The organism is Actinokineospora diospyrosa (assembly GCF_024171925.1).
GTDB lineage: Bacteria > Actinomycetota > Actinomycetes > Mycobacteriales > Pseudonocardiaceae > Actinokineospora > Actinokineospora diospyrosa.
Window position 1 is genome coordinate 34,060 of sequence record NZ_JAMTCO010000018.1, and the last position, 16,382, is coordinate 50,441.

General features: G+C 72.3%; 16 protein-coding genes. 2 read left to right on the forward strand and 14 right to left on the reverse strand.

The genetic code is table 11. The annotated features are described in order from the left end of the window. Positions 1-72: 72 nt before the first annotated feature. Genes pyrF through pyrR form a run of 7 tightly spaced genes read right to left on the reverse strand, consistent with a single transcriptional unit; the run spans position 73 to position 8,807 of the window. Positions 73-948, reverse strand: coding sequence for an orotidine-5'-phosphate decarboxylase (gene pyrF / locus LV75_RS30785; RefSeq protein ID WP_253890874.1), 876 nt, complete (start codon positions 946-948; stop codon positions 73-75). After that, positions 945-4,271 carry a carbamoyl-phosphate synthase large subunit gene (gene carB / locus LV75_RS30790; RefSeq protein ID WP_253890875.1) on the reverse strand — a complete coding sequence of 1,109 codons (3,327 nt, stop codon included), beginning with the start codon at positions 4,269-4,271 and terminating at the stop codon, positions 945-947. Before carB ends, pyrF begins: the two co-directional genes overlap by 4 nt. After that, the gene (gene carA, locus LV75_RS30795) at positions 4,271-5,401 is read right to left on the reverse strand and encodes a glutamine-hydrolyzing carbamoyl-phosphate synthase small subunit (RefSeq protein WP_253890876.1); all 1,131 of its coding nucleotides are present in this window, start codon (positions 5,399-5,401) and stop codon (positions 4,271-4,273) included. The genes carB and carA overlap by 1 nt, the downstream gene beginning before the upstream one ends. Next, positions 5,394-5,969, reverse strand: a complete 576-nt coding sequence (locus LV75_RS30800) for a PH-like domain-containing protein (RefSeq protein WP_253890877.1) — start codon at positions 5,967-5,969, stop codon at positions 5,394-5,396. Before LV75_RS30800 ends, carA begins: the two co-directional genes overlap by 8 nt. Beyond that, complete coding sequence (locus tag LV75_RS30805) at positions 5,966-7,273, reverse strand: dihydroorotase (protein ID WP_253890878.1); 1,308 nt, start codon at positions 7,271-7,273, stop codon at positions 5,966-5,968. The genes LV75_RS30800 and LV75_RS30805 overlap by 4 nt, the downstream gene beginning before the upstream one ends. Beyond that, positions 7,270-8,220 (reverse strand): aspartate carbamoyltransferase catalytic subunit, encoded by a 951-nt coding sequence (locus tag LV75_RS30810; RefSeq protein ID WP_253890879.1) that lies wholly within the window; start codon positions 8,218-8,220, stop codon positions 7,270-7,272. The genes LV75_RS30805 and LV75_RS30810 overlap by 4 nt, the downstream gene beginning before the upstream one ends. Then, positions 8,217-8,807, reverse strand: a complete 591-nt coding sequence (pyrR, locus tag LV75_RS30815; RefSeq protein WP_308211076.1) for a bifunctional pyr operon transcriptional regulator/uracil phosphoribosyltransferase PyrR — start codon at positions 8,805-8,807, stop codon at positions 8,217-8,219. Before pyrR ends, LV75_RS30810 begins: the two co-directional genes overlap by 4 nt. Positions 8,808-9,060: 253 nt before the next feature. Between pyrR and bldD the strand changes: the two genes are divergently transcribed. Continuing rightward, positions 9,061-9,549, forward strand: coding sequence for a transcriptional regulator BldD (bldD, locus tag LV75_RS30820; protein WP_018686187.1), 489 nt, complete (start codon positions 9,061-9,063; stop codon positions 9,547-9,549). Between the two features lie 91 nt (positions 9,550-9,640). On the opposite strand, the gene nusB is transcribed toward bldD, so the two are convergent. The 3 genes from nusB to LV75_RS30835 are packed head-to-tail and all read right to left on the reverse strand — an operon-like array spanning position 9,641 to position 11,759. Beyond that, positions 9,641-10,060, reverse strand: coding sequence for a transcription antitermination factor NusB (gene nusB, locus LV75_RS30825; protein WP_253890880.1), 420 nt, complete (start codon positions 10,058-10,060; stop codon positions 9,641-9,643). 1 nt (position 10,061) lies between these two features. Continuing rightward, positions 10,062-10,625 carry an elongation factor P gene (efp, locus tag LV75_RS30830; protein ID WP_253890881.1) on the reverse strand — a complete coding sequence of 188 codons (564 nt, stop codon included), beginning with the start codon at positions 10,623-10,625 and terminating at the stop codon, positions 10,062-10,064. Between the two features lie 42 nt (positions 10,626-10,667). Beyond that, positions 10,668-11,759: a M24 family metallopeptidase gene (locus tag LV75_RS30835; RefSeq protein WP_253890882.1), complete on the reverse strand. Its 1,092-nt coding sequence runs from the start codon at positions 11,757-11,759 to the stop codon at positions 10,668-10,670. A 38-nt stretch (positions 11,760-11,797) separates the two neighbouring features. On the opposite strand from LV75_RS30835, the gene LV75_RS30840 reads away from it, so the two are divergent. Further along, positions 11,798-12,334, forward strand: coding sequence for a B-4DMT family transporter (locus LV75_RS30840; RefSeq protein WP_253890883.1), 537 nt, complete (start codon positions 11,798-11,800; stop codon positions 12,332-12,334). Between the two features lie 67 nt (positions 12,335-12,401). On the opposite strand, the gene aroQ is transcribed toward LV75_RS30840, so the two are convergent. From aroQ to aroC, 4 genes are read right to left on the reverse strand one after another with little or no spacing between them, the layout of a single operon-like run. Next, positions 12,402-12,842, reverse strand: a complete 441-nt coding sequence (gene aroQ, locus LV75_RS30845; RefSeq protein WP_253890884.1) for a type II 3-dehydroquinate dehydratase — start codon at positions 12,840-12,842, stop codon at positions 12,402-12,404. Next, positions 12,839-13,948, reverse strand: a complete 1,110-nt coding sequence (gene aroB / locus LV75_RS30850; protein WP_253890885.1) for a 3-dehydroquinate synthase — start codon at positions 13,946-13,948, stop codon at positions 12,839-12,841. Before aroB ends, aroQ begins: the two co-directional genes overlap by 4 nt. Next, complete coding sequence (locus tag LV75_RS30855) at positions 13,945-14,481, reverse strand: shikimate kinase (RefSeq protein ID WP_253890886.1); 537 nt, start codon at positions 14,479-14,481, stop codon at positions 13,945-13,947. Before LV75_RS30855 ends, aroB begins: the two co-directional genes overlap by 4 nt. Further along, complete coding sequence (aroC, locus tag LV75_RS30860; RefSeq protein ID WP_253890887.1) at positions 14,478-15,668, reverse strand: chorismate synthase; 1,191 nt, start codon at positions 15,666-15,668, stop codon at positions 14,478-14,480. Before aroC ends, LV75_RS30855 begins: the two co-directional genes overlap by 4 nt. Positions 15,669-16,382 lie beyond the last annotated feature (714 nt).

Here is a 16,382-nt window from a genome sequence, read left to right on the forward strand (position 1 = left end):
ACCACGCGGGCGCGCCAAAACCCCCCGGACGGCCCGATTCGGGCGTCCGGAGGGTGGCGCGAGGGGGTTGTGCTACCGCGCGGCGGCCGCCAGTTCGTCGCGCACCCGCAGGGCGGCGGTGCGCAGTGCGGCGGCGTCGGGACCGTGCCGCAGGACGTCGCGCGAGCTGGCGGGCAGCACGCGCGGCAGGGTCGGGCCGAACACCGCGGCCAACTCGGCCGCCCCGGCGCCCTGCGCGCCCAGCCCGGGGGCCAGGACGGGCCCGTCGAGCGCGGACAGGTCCAGACCCGTACGACCCACGGTGGCGCCCACCACGAGCCCCACGGAGCCCAGCGGGGCCCCGGTGGCCGCGCGCTGGGCGGCGTTGCGCGCGGCGGCCTGGTCGACGATCGACTGCGCCACGCTCACCCCGCCGGGCCCATCTACCCCGCCCAACCCGCCCACCAGGGCGCGCTGCACGCTCGCACCCTCGGGGTTGGAGGTCAGCGCGAGCACGAACACGCCGCGCCCGGTGGCCTCGGCCGCCTCGATGGCCGGGTCGAGCGAGCCGAACCCGAGGTAGGGCGAGACGGTGACCGCGTCGGCGGCCAGCGGGGACGAGTCCGACAGGTACGCCTGGGCGTAGGCGGCCATCGTTGAGCCGATGTCACCGCGCTTGACGTCGAGCAGCACCAGCGCCCCGGCCGCCTGGGCCTCGGCGATGACCCGCTCCAGCACGGCGACCCCGCGCGAGCCGTAGGCCTCGAAGAACGCCGACTGCGGCTTGATCACCGAGATCTCGCCCGCGAAGGCCTCGACGCAGGTCAGCGCGAACCGCTCCAGGCCGCTCGCGTCGCGGGGCAGGCCCCACTGGTCGAGCAGGCCCGGGTGCGGGTCGATGCCCACGCACAGCGAGCCGCGGGCGGCGACGGCCGCGGTGAGCCGGGTCCCGAACGGCGCCCGGCTCATCGGCCCTTGTCCCAGTCGGCGCGCAGCGCGGCCTGCAGGTCCTGCAGCGGCCGCACACCGATGTCGTCGCGGATCAGCGCCTCGATGCCGTGCACGGCCGCCGCGGCCCCCTGGATCGTGGTGATGCAGGGGATGTCGCGCGAGACGGCCGCGGTGCGGATCTCGTAGCCGTCCACCCGTGGGCCGTGGTTGCCGTACGGGGTGTTGATGACCATCTCGACGCCGCCCTCGCGGATGAGGTCGACGATGTTGTTCTCACCCTCGAAGTGCTTGCGCACCACGGTGCACGGGATCCCGTTGCGGCGCAGCACCTCCGCGGTGCCCGAGGTGGCCAGCACCTCGAAGCCGAAGTCGGCCAGGCGCTTCACCGGGAACACCATGGCCCGCTTGTCGCGGTTGGCCACCGAGACGAACACCCGGCCCGAGGTGGGCAGCGAGCCGTAGGAGGCGGTCTGGGACTTGGCGAACGCCTTGCCGAACGAGGCGTCGATGCCCATGACCTCGCCGGTCGACTTCATCTCCGGGCCCAGCAGCGAGTCGACGCCCTGGCCCTCGGGGGTGCGGAAGCGGTGGAACGGGAGCACGGCCTCCTTGACCGCGACCGGGGCGGCCGCGGGCAGTTCCGCGCCGTCACCGGTGGCCGGGAGCATGCCCTCGGCGCGCAGTTCGGCGATGGTCGCGCCGAGCATGATCCGCGCGGCCGCCTTGGCCAGCGGCGCGGCCGTCGCCTTGGACACGAACGGCACGGTGCGGCTGGCCCGCGGGTTGGCCTCGAGCACGTAGAGCACGTCGTCCTTGAGCGCGTACTGCACGTTGAGCAGCCCGCGCACGCCGACGCCGAAGGCGATGGACTCGGTGGAGCGGCGCACGGCCTCCATGTCGGTGCGGCCCAGCGTTATCGGCGGCAGCACGCACGAGGAGTCACCGGAGTGGATCCCGGCCTCCTCGATGTGCTCCATGACCCCGCCCAGGTAGACCTCGGTGCCGTCGCACAGCGCGTCGACGTCGATCTCGATGGCGTCGTCGAGGAACCGGTCGACCAGCACCGGGTGCTCCGGGCTGACCTCGGTGGCGCGCTGGATGTAACCCGCCAGGGTCTGCTCGTCGTAGACGATCTCCATGCCGCGCCCGCCGAGCACGTAGGACGGGCGGACCAGCACCGGGTAGCCGATCTCGTCGGCGATGCGCTTGGCACCGGCGAAGGAGGTCGCGGTGCCGAACTTCGGGGCGGGCAGGCCCGCGCCGGTCAGCACGTCACCGAACGCGCCGCGGTCCTCGGCGAGGTGGATGGCGCTGGGCGGGGTGCCCACGATCGGCACGCCCACGTCGGCCAGCCGCTGCGCCAGCCCGAGCGGGGTCTGCCCGCCGAGCTGCACGATCACGCCCGCGACGGTGCCCGACGCCTGCTCGGAGTGCACGACCTCGAGCACGTCCTCGAAGGTGAGCGGCTCGAAGTAGAGCCGGTCGGAGGTGTCGTAGTCGGTGGAGACGGTCTCGGGGTTGCAGTTGACCATCACCGTCTCGTACCCGGCCGCGCGCAGCGCCATCGCCGCGTGCACGCACGAGTAGTCGAACTCGATGCCCTGCCCGATGCGGTTGGGGCCGGAACCGAGGATGAGCACCTTCGGCTTCTCGGTCTGCGGCAGCACCTCGGTCTCGGCGTGCGGGTCGAGCTCGTAGGCCGAGTAGTGGTACGGGGTGTGCGCGGCGAACTCGGCGGCGCAGGTGTCGACGGTCTTGAACACCGGCCGCACGCCCAGGCGGTGGCGCAGGCTGCGGACGCCGTCCTCGCCCGCCAACTCCGGGCGCAGCGCGGCGATCTGGCGGTCGGACAGGCCGCAGCGCTTGGCCCGGCGCAGCAGCGGCTCGTCGAGCACCGGCGCGGTCTCCACCTCACGGCGCAGGCCGACCAGGAACGCGATCTGGTCGACGAACCACGGGTCGATGCCCGAGGCCTCGTGCACCTGCTCGACGGTCGCGCCCAGCCGCAGCGCCCGCTCGACGGTGTAGAGCCTGCCGTCGTGGCCCAGGCGCAACTGGGTCAGCAGCGCGTCGAGGGAGGTCTCCGGGTCGGGGGTGGTCCAGAACCCGGCCGCCTTGGTCTCCATCGAGCGCAGCGCCTTGCCCAGCGCCTCGACGAAGTTGCGGCCGATGGACATGGCCTCGCCGACCGACTTCATGGTGGTGGTCAGCGTCGGGTCCGCGCCGGGGAACTTCTCGAAGGCGAACCGCGGCACCTTCACCACGACGTAGTCCAGGGCGGGCTCGAAGCTGGCCGGGGTCTCGCCGGTGATGTCGTTGCGGATCTCGTCGAGGGTGTAGCCGATGGCCAGCTTCGCGGCGATCTTGGCGATCGGGAAGCCGGTGGCCTTCGAGGCCAGCGCGCTCGAGCGCGACACCCGGGGGTTCATCTCGATGACGACCATCCGGCCGGTCGCCGGGTTGATCGCGAACTGGATGTTGCAGCCGCCGGTGTCGACGCCGACCGCGCGCAGCACGTCGATGCCCACGTCGCGCATGTGCTGGAACTCGCGGTCGGTCAGCGTCATCGCGGGCGCGACGGTCACCGAGTCGCCGGTGTGCACGCCCATCGGGTCGATGTTCTCGATCGAGCAGATGACCACGACGTTGTCGTTCTTGTCGCGCATCAGCTCGAGCTCGTACTCCTTCCAGCCGAGCACGCTCTCCTCGATGAGGACCTCGGTGACCGGGCTCTCGGCCAGCCCGGTCGAGGCGAGCCGCTCGAGCTCCTCGGCCGTGTAGGCCATGCCGGAGCCGAGGCCGCCCATGGTGAACGAGGGCCGGATGACCACCGGCAGGCCCAGCTCGGCGACGGTGTCGCGGACCTCGTCCATGGAGTGGCAGACCCGGCTGCGCGGGGTCTCGGCGCCGATGTCGGCGACGATGTCCTTGAACTTCTGCCGGTCCTCGCCGCGCTGGATGGCGTCGATGTCGGCGCCGATGAGCTCGACGTTGTACTTCTCCAGCACGCCGCGCTCGTGCAGGGCGACCGCGGTGTTGAGCGCGGTCTGCCCGCCGAGGGTGGCCAGGATCGAGTCGACCGGGCGGCCCGCGCCGAGCTCGGCGGCGATGACCTTCTCGACGAAGTCGGCGGTGATCGGCTCGATGTAGGTGGCGTCGGCGAACTCCGGGTCGGTCATGATCGTCGCCGGGTTGGAGTTGACCAGGCTGACCCGCAGGCCCTCCTCGCGCAGCACCCGGCAGGCCTGGGTGCCGGAGTAGTCGAACTCGCAGGCCTGGCCGATGACGATCGGGCCGGACCCGATCACCAGCACGTGCTTGATGTCCTCGCGCTTGGGCATTACTCGCCGCCCTCCATCAGGGTCACGAACCGGTCGAAGAGGTTCGCGGCGTCGTGGGGGCCCGCGGCGGCCTCTGGGTGGTACTGGACGGAGAAAGCGGGGGCTTCGAGGGCCCGCACGCCTTCCACGCAGCCGTCGTTGGGGCAGTAGTGGCTGACGGTGGCCTTGCCGTAAGGGGTGTCGAAGTCCTTACCGGGCTCGCCTTCCAGCGCGAACCCGTGGTTCTGCGCGGTGATGGCGACGGTGCCGGTGGCCACGTCGATGACGGGGATGTTGATGCCGCGGTGGCCGTACCGCAGCTTGTAGGTGCCCAGGCCCAGCGCGCGGCCGAGGATCTGGTTGCCGAAGCAGATGCCGAACAGCGGGATCCGGCGCTCCAAGATGCCCTGGGTAAGCGCAACGGCGTGGTCGGCGGTGGCGGGGTCGCCGGGGCCGTTGGAGAGGAAGACACCGTCGGCCTCTATGGCCAAGAGCTCATCGAGGGTGCTCGTCGAAGGCAGCACGTGGGTCTCGATGCCCCGGGCGGCCAACATGCGCGGGGTGTTGGACTTGATGCCCAGGTCCAGCGCGGCCACCCGGAAACGGCGCTCGCCGTCGGCGGGCACCACGTACGCCTTGTCGGTGCTGACCTCGCCTGCGAGTTCGGCGCCCAGCATGCGCGGGCTCTCCTGGACGCGCTGGAGCATGGCCTCGGGGTCGGCGAGGTCGCCGCCGGAGAACACGCCCGCGCGCATGGCGCCGCGCTCGCGCAGGTGGCGGGTCAGCGAGCGGGTGTCGATCCCGCTGATGCCGACGACGCCCTGCTCGACGAGGGCGTCGTCGAGGGAGCGGGTGGAGCGCCAGTTCGAGGCGATGCGGGCCGGGTCGCGCACGACGTACCCGGAGACCCAGATGCGACCGGACTCGTCGTCCTCGTCGTTCCAGCCGGTGTTGCCGATCTGCGGGGCGGTCGCGACCACGATCTGGCGGTGGTACGACGGGTCGGTCAGGGTCTCCTGGTAACCGGTCATCGCGGTGCAGAAGACGATCTCGCCGAAGGTGGTCCCGGTGGCGCCGAAGGCCTCACCGCGGAACACCCTGCCGTCCTCGAGGACCAGCGCGGCCGCGGTCCGTGTGCTTGTCTCACTCACCGTCTCGTACCTCCGGTGCGTCGGTGGGGGTCGGGCCGCTGGGGCTCGTCTTGCTGGAAGACAGAGCGCGCACGGCGGGCACCCACCGGTCGTAGTCGTCTTTGTCGTCGGCCCGGAAGCCGGTGTCGAACTCGTGGCTGTCGACCGCCCAGCGCACGACGAGCAGCCCGTCGCCGCCCATGACCTTCCCGGCGATGCCCGCCTCGGTGCGGGCCTCGCGGACCGCGCCTGCGGGGATCCACACGGCGGTGGCGCCGACGCGGTCGATCAGGACACCGTCGGCGACCAGGTAGGCGGTCGCGTCGGCGCGGAAGCCGATGTCACCGATGGCGACCCGGTCCTGCCAGCTCGCGGTCGTGACCGTGCTCGCGTAGACGCCGGTGCTCGGCGGCAAGAGCGTCACGGCCGTGCCATCGCTGATCGCCGCCAAGAGGGCGGCAGGCGCATCGGGGAACGGCGGGAGAACCTCGGCCTGTCTGCGTGCGCGGTTGCGGTAGCCCCACCACATGAGCAGGACCAACAACGCGAGCACCGCGAGGAACAGCAAGGTCAGGGTGAAGCGGTTCACGCGGTGGCCTTCCCGTCGCGGGCGGTCAGCTTGCCGCGCAGGAAGGTGGCCACGACCGCGCCCGGTAGCTCCATGCCTTCGTACGGGGTGTTCGTGGCGATGCTGGCCAGTTCCGCGCCGCGCACCGTCCACCGGGCGGCGGGGTCCACGAGGGTGATCGTGGCGGGCTCCCCCACCGCGATCGGGCGGCCCTGGTCCGGCAGGCCCGCGATCTCGGCGGGCCGCTCGCTCATGACCCGCGCGACGCCGCGCCAGTCCAGCAGGCCCGGCTCGACCATGGTCGCCACCACGATGGACAGCGCCGTCTGCAACCCGAGCATGCCGGGGCGCGCGGCGGACCACTCGCAGTCCTTGTCCTGGGCGGCGTGCGGGGCGTGGTCGGTGGCGACGCAGTCGAGCGTGCCGTCGGCCAGCGCCTGCCGCAGCGCCTTCGCGTCGGTGGTCGTGCGCAGCGGCGGGTTGACCTTGTTGACCGGGTCGTAGGTGCTGAGCCGCTCGTCGTCGAGCAGCAGGTGGTGCGGGGTGACCTCGGCGGAGACCCGGGTGCCGCGCGCCTTGGCCCAGCGCAGCACCTCGGCGGTGCCCTCGGTGGAGACGTGGCAGACGTGCAGCCGGGCGCCGACGTGCTTGGCCAGCAGGCAGTCGCGGGCGACGATGGCCTCCTCGGCGACCGACGGCCAGCCAGCCAGACCCAGCCGTGCGGCCAGGTCGCCCTCGTGCGCCTGGGCGCCCACGGTCAGCCGGGGTTCCTCGGCGTGCTGGGCGATCACCGCGTCGAGCGCCTTGGTGTACTCCAGCGCCCGGCGCATGATCAGCGGGTCGGCCACGCACAGGCCGTCGTCGGAGAACAGCCGGACCCGGGCGCTGGAGCGGGCCATCGTGCCCAGCTCGGCGAGCTTCTCGCCCTTGAGGCCGACGGTGACCGCGCCGACCGGGTGCACGTCGACCAGGCCGATCTCCTGGCCGCGGCGCCACACGTGCTCGACGACCACGGCGTTGTCGGCGACCGGGTCGGTGTTGGCCATGGCGAAGACCGCCGTGTAGCCGCCGAGGGCGGCCGCGCGGGACCCGGTCTCGATGGTCTCGGTGTCCTCGCGGCCCGGTTCGCGTAGATGGGTGTGCAGGTCGACGAAGCCCGGCAGGGCTACCAGGCCCGCCGCGTCGATGGTCTCGGCGGTGTCCTTGTTGGCGAGGCCTTGGCCGATGGCGGTGATCACGCCGTCGGTGACCTCGATGTCGACCGCGTCCTCGCCGTACGGGCGCACGCCCTTGATGACCGTTGTCGTGCTGGGGCTGGTGCTCACGCGGCGTCCTCCTCTCCGGCCAGCAGGTGGTACAGGACCGCCATGCGCACGTGCACGCCGTTGGCGACCTGCTGGGTGATGGCGGCGCGCGGCGAGTCGGCCACGGCGGCGGAGATCTCCATGCCGCGCAGCATCGGACCCGGGTGAAGCACCACCGCGTGGTCGGGCAGCATCGCCGCGCGGGCCTCGCTGAGGCCGTAGGCGATCGAGTACTCGCGGGCCGACGGGAAGAAACCGCCGTGCATGCGCTCGGCCTGCACGCGCAGCATCATCACCGCGTCCGCAGTGGGCAGCTCCGCGTCGAGCTGGTGGGAGATGCGCAGCGAGCCCGCAGCGCCCACCGGCCAGTCAGCGACACCGGTCGGCAGCAACGTCGGCGGGGCTACCAGCACGACCTCCGCGCCGAAGGACGTCAGCAGGTGCACGTTGGACCGCGCTACCCGGCTGTGCAGGACATCACCGACGATCGCGATCCGGCGGCCCTCGACGCTACCGAGGCGCTCGCGCAGGGTGGCCATGTCGAGCAGCGCTTGCGTCGGGTGCTCGTGGGTGCCGTCACCGGCGTTGACCACGCTGGTGTTGGTGTGCGCGAGCCAGGACGCCAAGCGGTGCGCGGCGCCGGAGGCGGGGTGGCGCACCACGACGCAGTCGGCGCCCGCGGCGGCCAGCGTCAACGCGGTGTCGCGCAGGGACTCGCCCTTCTTCACCGAAGATCCACCGGCGGAGACGTTCACCACATCCGCGCTCATCCACTTCCCGGCGATCTCGAAGGAGACCCTGGTGCGGGTGGAGTCCTCGTAGAAGCAGGTGATCACGGTCCGACCGCGCAGCGTGGGCAGCTTCTTGACCTCGCGGCCCAGCAGCGTGCGCTTGAGGCCGTCGGCGGTGTCGAGGATGGCCAGGGCGGTCGCCGGGTCCAGGCCCTCGGTGCCCAGCAGGTGCTTCACGCGCCATCACCGGCCCGGTGCAGCAGGACCGCGTCGCGGCCATCGGTCTCGGTGAACAGGACGTGGACCTCCTCGGAACGCGCGGTGGGCACGTTCTTGCCCACGTAGTCGGCGCGGATGGGCAGTTCGCGGTGACCGCGGTCGACCAGCACGGCCAGTTGCACCGCGCGCGGGCGGCCGACGTCGCGCAGCGCGTCGAGCGCGGCGCGGATGGTGCGGCCGGAGAACAGCACGTCGTCGACCAGGATGACCAGCGCGTCCTCGATGCCCCCCGGCGGCAGCGCGGTCTGCCCGAGCGGGCGGGTCGGCTTGCGGCGCAGGTCATCGCGGTAGAGCGTGACGTCGAGCGCCCCGACGGGGACCTGGATGTCGCTGAAGTCGGCCACCCGCTTGGCCAGCCGCAGGGCCAGCGGCGCGCCCCGGGTGGGGATGCCGAGCAACACGACGGGACTGGCGCCGGACGCGCCGAGCGAGGTCTTCTCGATGACCTGATGGGCCATTCGGGCGATGGTGCGCGCGACGTCACCGGCGGAGAGCAGCTCGCGCCGCTCGGCCGGTTCCGGCGCGCCACGGGGCCGTGGCGGCACTGGGGACTCCTTCCCCGCCTCGCCGGACGGGTCATTAAAGGTGTCTAGCGACCCCTCTGACCTGGGATCGCCCCGACCGTACCAGCATGACTTCGGCCACTGACCGGGTGGTCAGGGCGGGGTGGGAACTGTGTCCTTGGCGAACCAGCTTGACCTGGTGACAACTCTGGGTAACCATTACTCTGCGTGTTGATTTGAAGCTACCCGCGGCAGTCCATAGCGCCGACGGGGCGAACGAATGGAGAACCGCCGCATGGGCGACTACGCCAAGGCGCTAGGGGCCAAGCTCCGCGCCATCCGCCAGCAGCAGGGGCTGTCGCTGCACGGCGTCGAGCAGAAGTCCGGTGGCCGCTGGAAGGCCGTCGTGGTCGGCTCGTACGAGCGCGGAGACCGCGCCGTCACCGTCCAGAAGCTCGCCGAGCTGGCCGACTTCTACGGCGTGCCGGTGGTGGAACTCCTCCCCGAGGGCCGGGTCCCCTCCGGTGCCGAGCCCGCCACCAAGATCGTGATCAACCTGGAGCGGCTGCAGCAGCTGCCCGCGGAGAAGGTCGGTCCGCTGGCCCGCTACGCCGCCACCATCCAGAGCCAGCGCGGCGACTACAACGGCAAGGTGCTGTCGATCCGCACCGAGGACCTGCGCTCGCTGGCGATCATCTACGACATGACCCCCGGTGAGCTCACCGAGCAGCTGATCGACTGGGGCGTGCTGCCCCCCGAGGCGCGCCCGTCCAAGGAGGACTAGATTCGCCCTCGCCGACACCCGACCGCGCAGACGGGGATGCTGCCCGGTCGGGTGTTCTTTATGCCCTGAAGCCGCCTCGGGCGGGGGGCCGTCAGAGGGTGGCGCGCAGGCGGTCGGCGATGCCGCCGATGCGACCGAGGACCCCGTTGACGAAGCGCGGGGAGTCGTCGGTGGACAGCGACTTGGCCAGCTGCACGGCCTCGTCGATGGCGACCGCGTCCGGCACGTCCTGGGCCCACAGCAGCTCGTAGAGGCCCAACCGCAGGACCGCGAGGTCCACGGCGGGCATCCGGTTGAGCGTCCAGCCCTCGGCGTGCTCGGTGAGCAGTTCGTCGATGCGGGCGCGGTGGGTGGTGACGCCCTCGACCAAGGTCACCGTATAGTCGTTGACCGGGGGGACGTCGGGTGAGCCGACCCGGTCGGCCAGCAGGCTGACCGGGTCCTCCCCGCGGACGGCGGCCTCGAAGAGCAGGTCCACGGCCCGTTTGCGTGCTTTGCTGCGAGCGCCCACGTCAGCTGTTGACTCGGCCGAGGTACCGGCCGTCGCGGGTGTCGACCTTGACCTTCTCGCCCGTGGTCACGAACAGCGGCACCTGGATCTCGGCGCCGGTCTCCAGCCGCGCGGGCTTGGTGCCGCCGGTGGAGCGGTCGCCCTGCAGGCCGGGGTCGGTGTGCTCGATGACCAGCTCCACCGAGGTCGGCAGCTCGATGAACAGCGGCACGCCCTCGTGCGAGGACACGACCGCGGTGCCGTTCTCCAGCAGGAAGCGCGACTCCTCGCCCACGGTCTCGGCGCTGATGGAGGTCTGCTCGTAGCTCTCCCCGTCCATGAAGACGAAGTCGGAGCCGTCCTTGTAGAGGTAGGTCATCTCGCGGCGGTCCACGGTGGCGGTCTCGACCTTGACGCCCGCGTTGAACGTCTTGTCGACGACCTTGCCGGTGAGCACGTGCTTGAGCTTGGTGCGCACGAACGCCGGACCCTTGCCCGGCTTGACGTGCTGGAACTCGGTGACGGTCCACAGCTGGCCCTCGAGGTTGAGCACCAGGCCGTTCTTCAGGTCGTTGGTCGAGGCCACTGGGGGGATCTCCTGTTGTCCGCGCGTGGCCGTCCGCCGGGTCTAGACGACCATGAGTTGCTTGGTGGTCTGCGTGAGGAGCTCGGGATGGGAATCCCGCACGACGAGCGTGTCCTCGATGCGGACGCCACCGAGCCCGGACAGGTAAACACCCGGCTCGACGGTGACCGCCATTGCGGCCGAAAGTGTACCTTCGCCGGTTTTCGCCAGGCTCGGTGCCTCATGGATCTGCAGGCCGACACCGTGGCCGAGCCCGTGCAGGAATTGCGCCCCACGCCCGGCGTCCTCGATGACCTGGCGCGCTGCGGCGTCCACAACGGACACCGGGGTGCCCGGCAGCAGCGCGGCGGTCCCGGCGGCCTGGGCGGCGGCGACCAGGTCGTAGATCTCGCGCTGCCAGTCCGCGGGGGTGCCCAGGACCAGGGTGCGGGTCATGTCGGAGTGGTAGCCGTGCAACTGGGCGCCGAAGTCGAGCTTGACGAAGTCACCCGTCCGAAGGACCCCGTCCGTGGGGCGGTGGTGCGGGATGGCCGAGTTGGCACCCGTGGCGATGATCGTGTCGAAGGCCGGTGCTGCCGCACCGTGATCGCGCATCCGGTCCTCGAGGTCGCGGGCGACCTCACGCTCGGTGCGCCCCGGCCGGATCCCGCCCTCGGCGATCAGCTCCGCGAGCGCGGCGTCACCGATCGCGCACGCCTGCCGCAGCGCCTCGACCTCGGTGTCGTCCTTGACCAGCCGCAGCGCCTCGACCAGCTGCGGCGCCCTGGCCAGCTCGACCCCCTCGGCGGCCCGGCTGAGCGCGTCGAGGCCGTCCACGGTGACGTGCTGGCTCTCGAACCCGAGCACGCCCAGCCGGTCGGCCGCGGCGCGCGCGGCCAGCGCCTGGGCGCTGGCGCGGTCGATGAGCCGCTCCAGGCCGGGCACCTGCTCGGCGGACTGCTCCTGGTAGCGCCCGTCGGTGCAGAAGACCGTCCGGTCATCGCCGTCGACGTGGACGAGGAGGGCCCCGTTGGAGCCGGTGAACCCGGTGAGGTAGCGCAGGTTGCGCAGGTCACCGATGAGGAGGGCGGTGAGGCCCCGGTCGCGCAGGGTGCTGCGCAACGCGGCGCGTCGTCGCTCGTGCGGGTCGGACATGACCTTGAGCTTAGAGCGCCGCCGCCTACTCTTGGGTAATGCGAACCTGGCTGACCCGAGGCGCCACCCTGGCCGCCGTGCACGCGGTGGCGGCGGTGACCGTCGCGGCCGCCAAGGCCACCGACCCGACCGGCTGGACAGCGCTGTCGGCGGTGGTCCTGGGCGTCCTGGTCGCCGCGGCGGCGGTGTGGGCGGCGGTGGACGCGTGGCGCGGGCTGCCGGACCGGGGTCGGACGTGGGTCGCCGCGGCCCTGGTCGCGGGCTGGGGCTCGGCGGTGCTGGGGGTGATCGGGCGGGGGCTGTTCGTCGACCAGACCGGCCCGAGCGCCCTGGGCCAGGCACTTACCGGCGGGGCGGCCTTCACGGCCCTGCTCGTGCTGGTCCCCGCGGCGCTGGGTTTGGTCGTCGGCCCGCACCTGGACGGGCGTCGCCCCGCAGTCAGCCCGCCGGACGGTGACCCGGGTTCAGCGTCCGCGCCCGAGGCCCGCACCGGCACGTCCCGGTCGCCATCACCGCGCCCGCGACGCATTCGGCCGACCCCGTCGCCGCGTCCGCGCCGCGCGCGGTCGGACTAGGTTCCGCGGCGGCCGAACGAGAACTTCCCAGACACCCGCACGGGCGTGTCCACGAGCGTCCTGGGTGTCAGGCGGACCGGATGGCGTTGTCGGCGATCCAGCGCAGGGCGAGGAAGTAGCCGTCGATGCCGAGGCCGACGATGACGCCCGCGGCCAGCGCGGAGATGTAGCTGTGGTGGCGGAAGTCCTCGCGCTTGTGCACGTTGGAGATGTGCACCTCGACCAGCGGCGCGGTCAGCTGGGCGACCGCGTCGCGGATGGCGATCGAGTAGTGGGTCCACGCGGCGCCGTTGAGGACGACGGGGTGGCCCGCGTCGGCGGCCTCGTGCAGCCAGCCGATCATCTCGCCCTCGTGGTCGGTCTGGCGGACCTCGACGTCCAGGCCGAGCTCGACGCCGGTCACCCGGCAGCGGTCGGCGAGCTGGGCGTGCGTGGTGCTGCCGTAGACCTCGGGTTCGCGCAGGCCGAGCCTGCCCAGGTTGGGGCCGTTGAGCACCAGGACCTTCACAGCAGGACACCTCCGGTGCGACCGCCGTCCGCGGCGACCGCGGAGTAGGCGGCGGCGAGCAGGGCCGGGTCGGGGCCCTCGAGGCGGGCGGGCTTGGCGAGACCGTCGAGGACCACGAACCGCAGCACGCCGGACTTGGTCTTCTTGTCCCCCAGCATGCCCTCGATCAACTGCGGCAGCGCGTCGGCGTCGTAGCTGACCGGCAGGCCGACCGAGGTGAGGATCGACCGGTGCCGGTCGGCGGTCGCGTCGTCCAGGCGCCCGGCCAGCCGGGCGAGCTCGGCGGCGAAGACCAGCCCGACGCTGACCGCGGCGCCGTGGCGCCACCGGTACCGCTCGCGGCGCTCGATGGCGTGGGCGAGGGTGTGCCCGTAGTTGAGCACCTCGCGCAGGCTCGACTCGCGCAGGTCGGCGGCGACGACGTCGGCCTTGACCTGGATCTTGCGCCGGACCAGCTCGGGCAGCACGGCCCCGGTCGGGTCGAGCGCGGCCTCGGGGTCGGCCTCGATGAGGTCGAGGATCACCGGGTCGCCGATGAACCCGCCCTTGATGACCTCGGCCATCCCGGCGACGAGCTCGTTGCGCGGCAGGGTGGTCAGCGTGGCGAGGTCGACCAGCACGGCGGAGGGCTCGTGGATGGCGCCGACCAGGTTCTTGCCCGCCTCGGTGTTGATCCCGGTCTTGCCGCCCACCGCGGCGTCGACCATGCCCAGCAGCGTCGTCGGCACGTTGACCAGCCGGATGCCCCGCATCCAGGTGGCGGCGACGAACCCGGCCAGGTCGGTGACCGCCCCGCCGCCGATGCCGACGATCGCGCCCTGGCGGTCCATCCCCATCCGGCCGAGGACCTCCCAGCAGAACGCCGCCACCGACAGCGCCTTGCCGTCCTCGGCGTCGGGGATCTCCACGGTGTGCGCGTCGACCCCGGCCGCGGCCAGTTCGTCGCGGGTCGCGGTCGCCGTCGCGGCGAGGGTCGAGGTGTGGATGACGGCGACCTTCGACGCCCCGCGCACCGCCTCGACCAGCTCACCGAGCAGCCCGGTCCCGATGGTCACCTCGTACGGCGCCCCGGTGGCCACCCGGATCCGCCACGGCTGCTCGCTCACTGCTCCCCCTCCGGGGTCGTCCCGGCCCGCGCGCCCAGGGCCGCGACCAGGTTGGCGATGATCTCCTCGGGCACGGCGGCGTCGGTGGGCACCTCGATGGTGGCCACCTCGCGGTAGAGCGGCAGGCGCTGGTCGAGCAGCAGCTTGAAGGTCGCCCTCGGGTTCACCCCGGCCAGCAGCGGCCGCGCGGCGGACAGCCCGGTGCGCCGCACCCCCTCCGCCATGCCGACGTTGAGGAAGACGACCGTGTGCTCGACCAGCAGCGCCCGCGTGGCCTCGGCCAGGATCGCCCCGCCGCCGAGCGCGAGGACACCCCCGTGCTCGACCAGCGCGGTCGCCACGGCGGCGGCCTCGGCGGCCCGGAAGACCGCCTCGCCGTCCTGGGTGAAGATGTCGGTGATCGGCTTGCCCGCCGCCGCCTCGACGTCGGCGTCGGTGTCGCGGAAGCCGACCCCCAACGCGGCGGCCAGCCCCTCGCCGATGGTCGTCTTGCCCGCCCCCGGCGGCCCGACGACCACCGCTATCGGGCTCACCAGCGCCTGCGCAGCGCGTCGAGGTACCCCTCGACGTTGCGCTTGCTCTCGCCGAGCGAGTCGCCGCCGAACTTCTCCAGCGCCGCCTCGGCCAGCACGAGCGCCACCACGGACTCCAGGACCACCCCGGCCCTGGGCACCGCGCACACGTCGGACCGCTGGTGGATCGCCACGGCGGGCTCACCGGTCACGACGTCCACAGTGGACAGCGCGCGCGGCACGGTGGAGATCGGCTTCATCGCGACCCGCACCCGCAGCGGCTCACCGTTGGTGATGCCGCCCTCGAGCCCACCGGCCCGGTTGGACCGCCTGCTGACGCCGGTGACGGTGCCCTCGGCCCGGTCGATCTCGTCGTGCGCCTCGCTGCCCCACCGCTGCGCGGTGGTGAAGCCGTCGCCGATCTCCACGCCCTTCATGGCTTGCACGCCCATCAGCGCCCCGGCCAACCGCGCGTCGAGCCTGCGGTCCCAGTGCACGTGCGACCCCAGGCCCGGCGGCAGCCCGTAGGCGATGACCTCGATGACCCCACCGACGGTGTCCCCGGCCTTCTTGACCGCCTCCACCTCGGCGACCATCGCGTCGGTCCCCGCCTGGCTGAACGCCCGCACCGGGCTCGCGTCCACCGCGTCGAGGTCACCGGGCCCCGGCGCGGGCCCGTCCGGCGCCACCGCCTTGCCGATCGAGACGACGTGGCTGACCACCTCGACCCCGAGCAGCTGCCGCAGGAACGCCCGCGCCACCGTGCCCAGGGCGGTGCGCCCCGCGGTCTCCCGGGCACTGGCGCGCTCGAGCACGGGCCGGGCCTCGTCGAAGTCGTACTTCTGCATGCCCGGCAGGTCGGCGTGCCCCGGCCGGGGCCGGGTCAGCGGCTCGTTGCGCCCGAGCTCGGCCAACTCGGCCGCGTCCACGGGATCGGCCGCCATGACCTTCTCCCACTTGGGCCACTCGGCGTTGTCGATCCGCACCGCGATCGGCCCGCCCTGGGTGAGCCCGTGCCGGACCCCACCGAGGATCTCGAACTCGTCGGTCTCGAAGCCCATCCGCGGACTCCGCCCGAACCCCAACCTGCGGCGGGCCAACTGCCCCGCGAGGTCGCTCGTGGTGACCTCCACGCCCGCCACCATGCCTTCCAGCACGGCGACCAGCGCGGGCCCGTGTGACTCTCCAGCGGTTATCCAACGCAGCACGCCCAGATCCTGTCATGACACCCAGACCCGCCCGCGTCCGGCCAATCGCCCAACCTCCACGTGAGACCCGCCACTCACCCCCTTTCCGTGTTCGCCCACCGAAACACCTTGTCCGCCTGGTTGTTCGACCACCCCGCCGCTCACACCACCCGGTGATCCGGCGGAATGCCGCCCACCCCCGGCACTCTCGATCCAGGGTCACTCACCCGGCCAGACAGCAGGTCAACGACCTGCCCGAAGGTCACCTAACTGCCTGACCTGGCGCAGCATCGCCGACCTCGCCACCTCCCAGCCGCACGTCATCACTCCCAGCCGCACCTCACCGATCACAGCCGCAACCAATCCCAGCCGCACCTCCCAGATCTCCAGCCGCACCCCACCAAACCAATCCCAACCGCACCTCCTAATCGCACCTCCCAAGCGCACCTCACCGATCCCAACCGCACCCCTCCCAGACCGCCCAGTCGCACCTCCCAGCCGCGCCGCAACCGTCGCCCAGGCCCCGTTCACCGCCGACGCCACCCTCTCGCCGCCCACACGCCACGCCCAGTCGACCCGCCCAGTCGACCCCGGCCACGACGCCCTCGCCCGAACTCCATCCACCAGTCGAGCCCTACGACGACCTAGCGGCAAGGCCACCCGACTCGGACCAGCAACCGGATCCGGCGACTGAGCCCCGGTACCCACCCCCGCCCAGGCTGACCGATCGGCCTG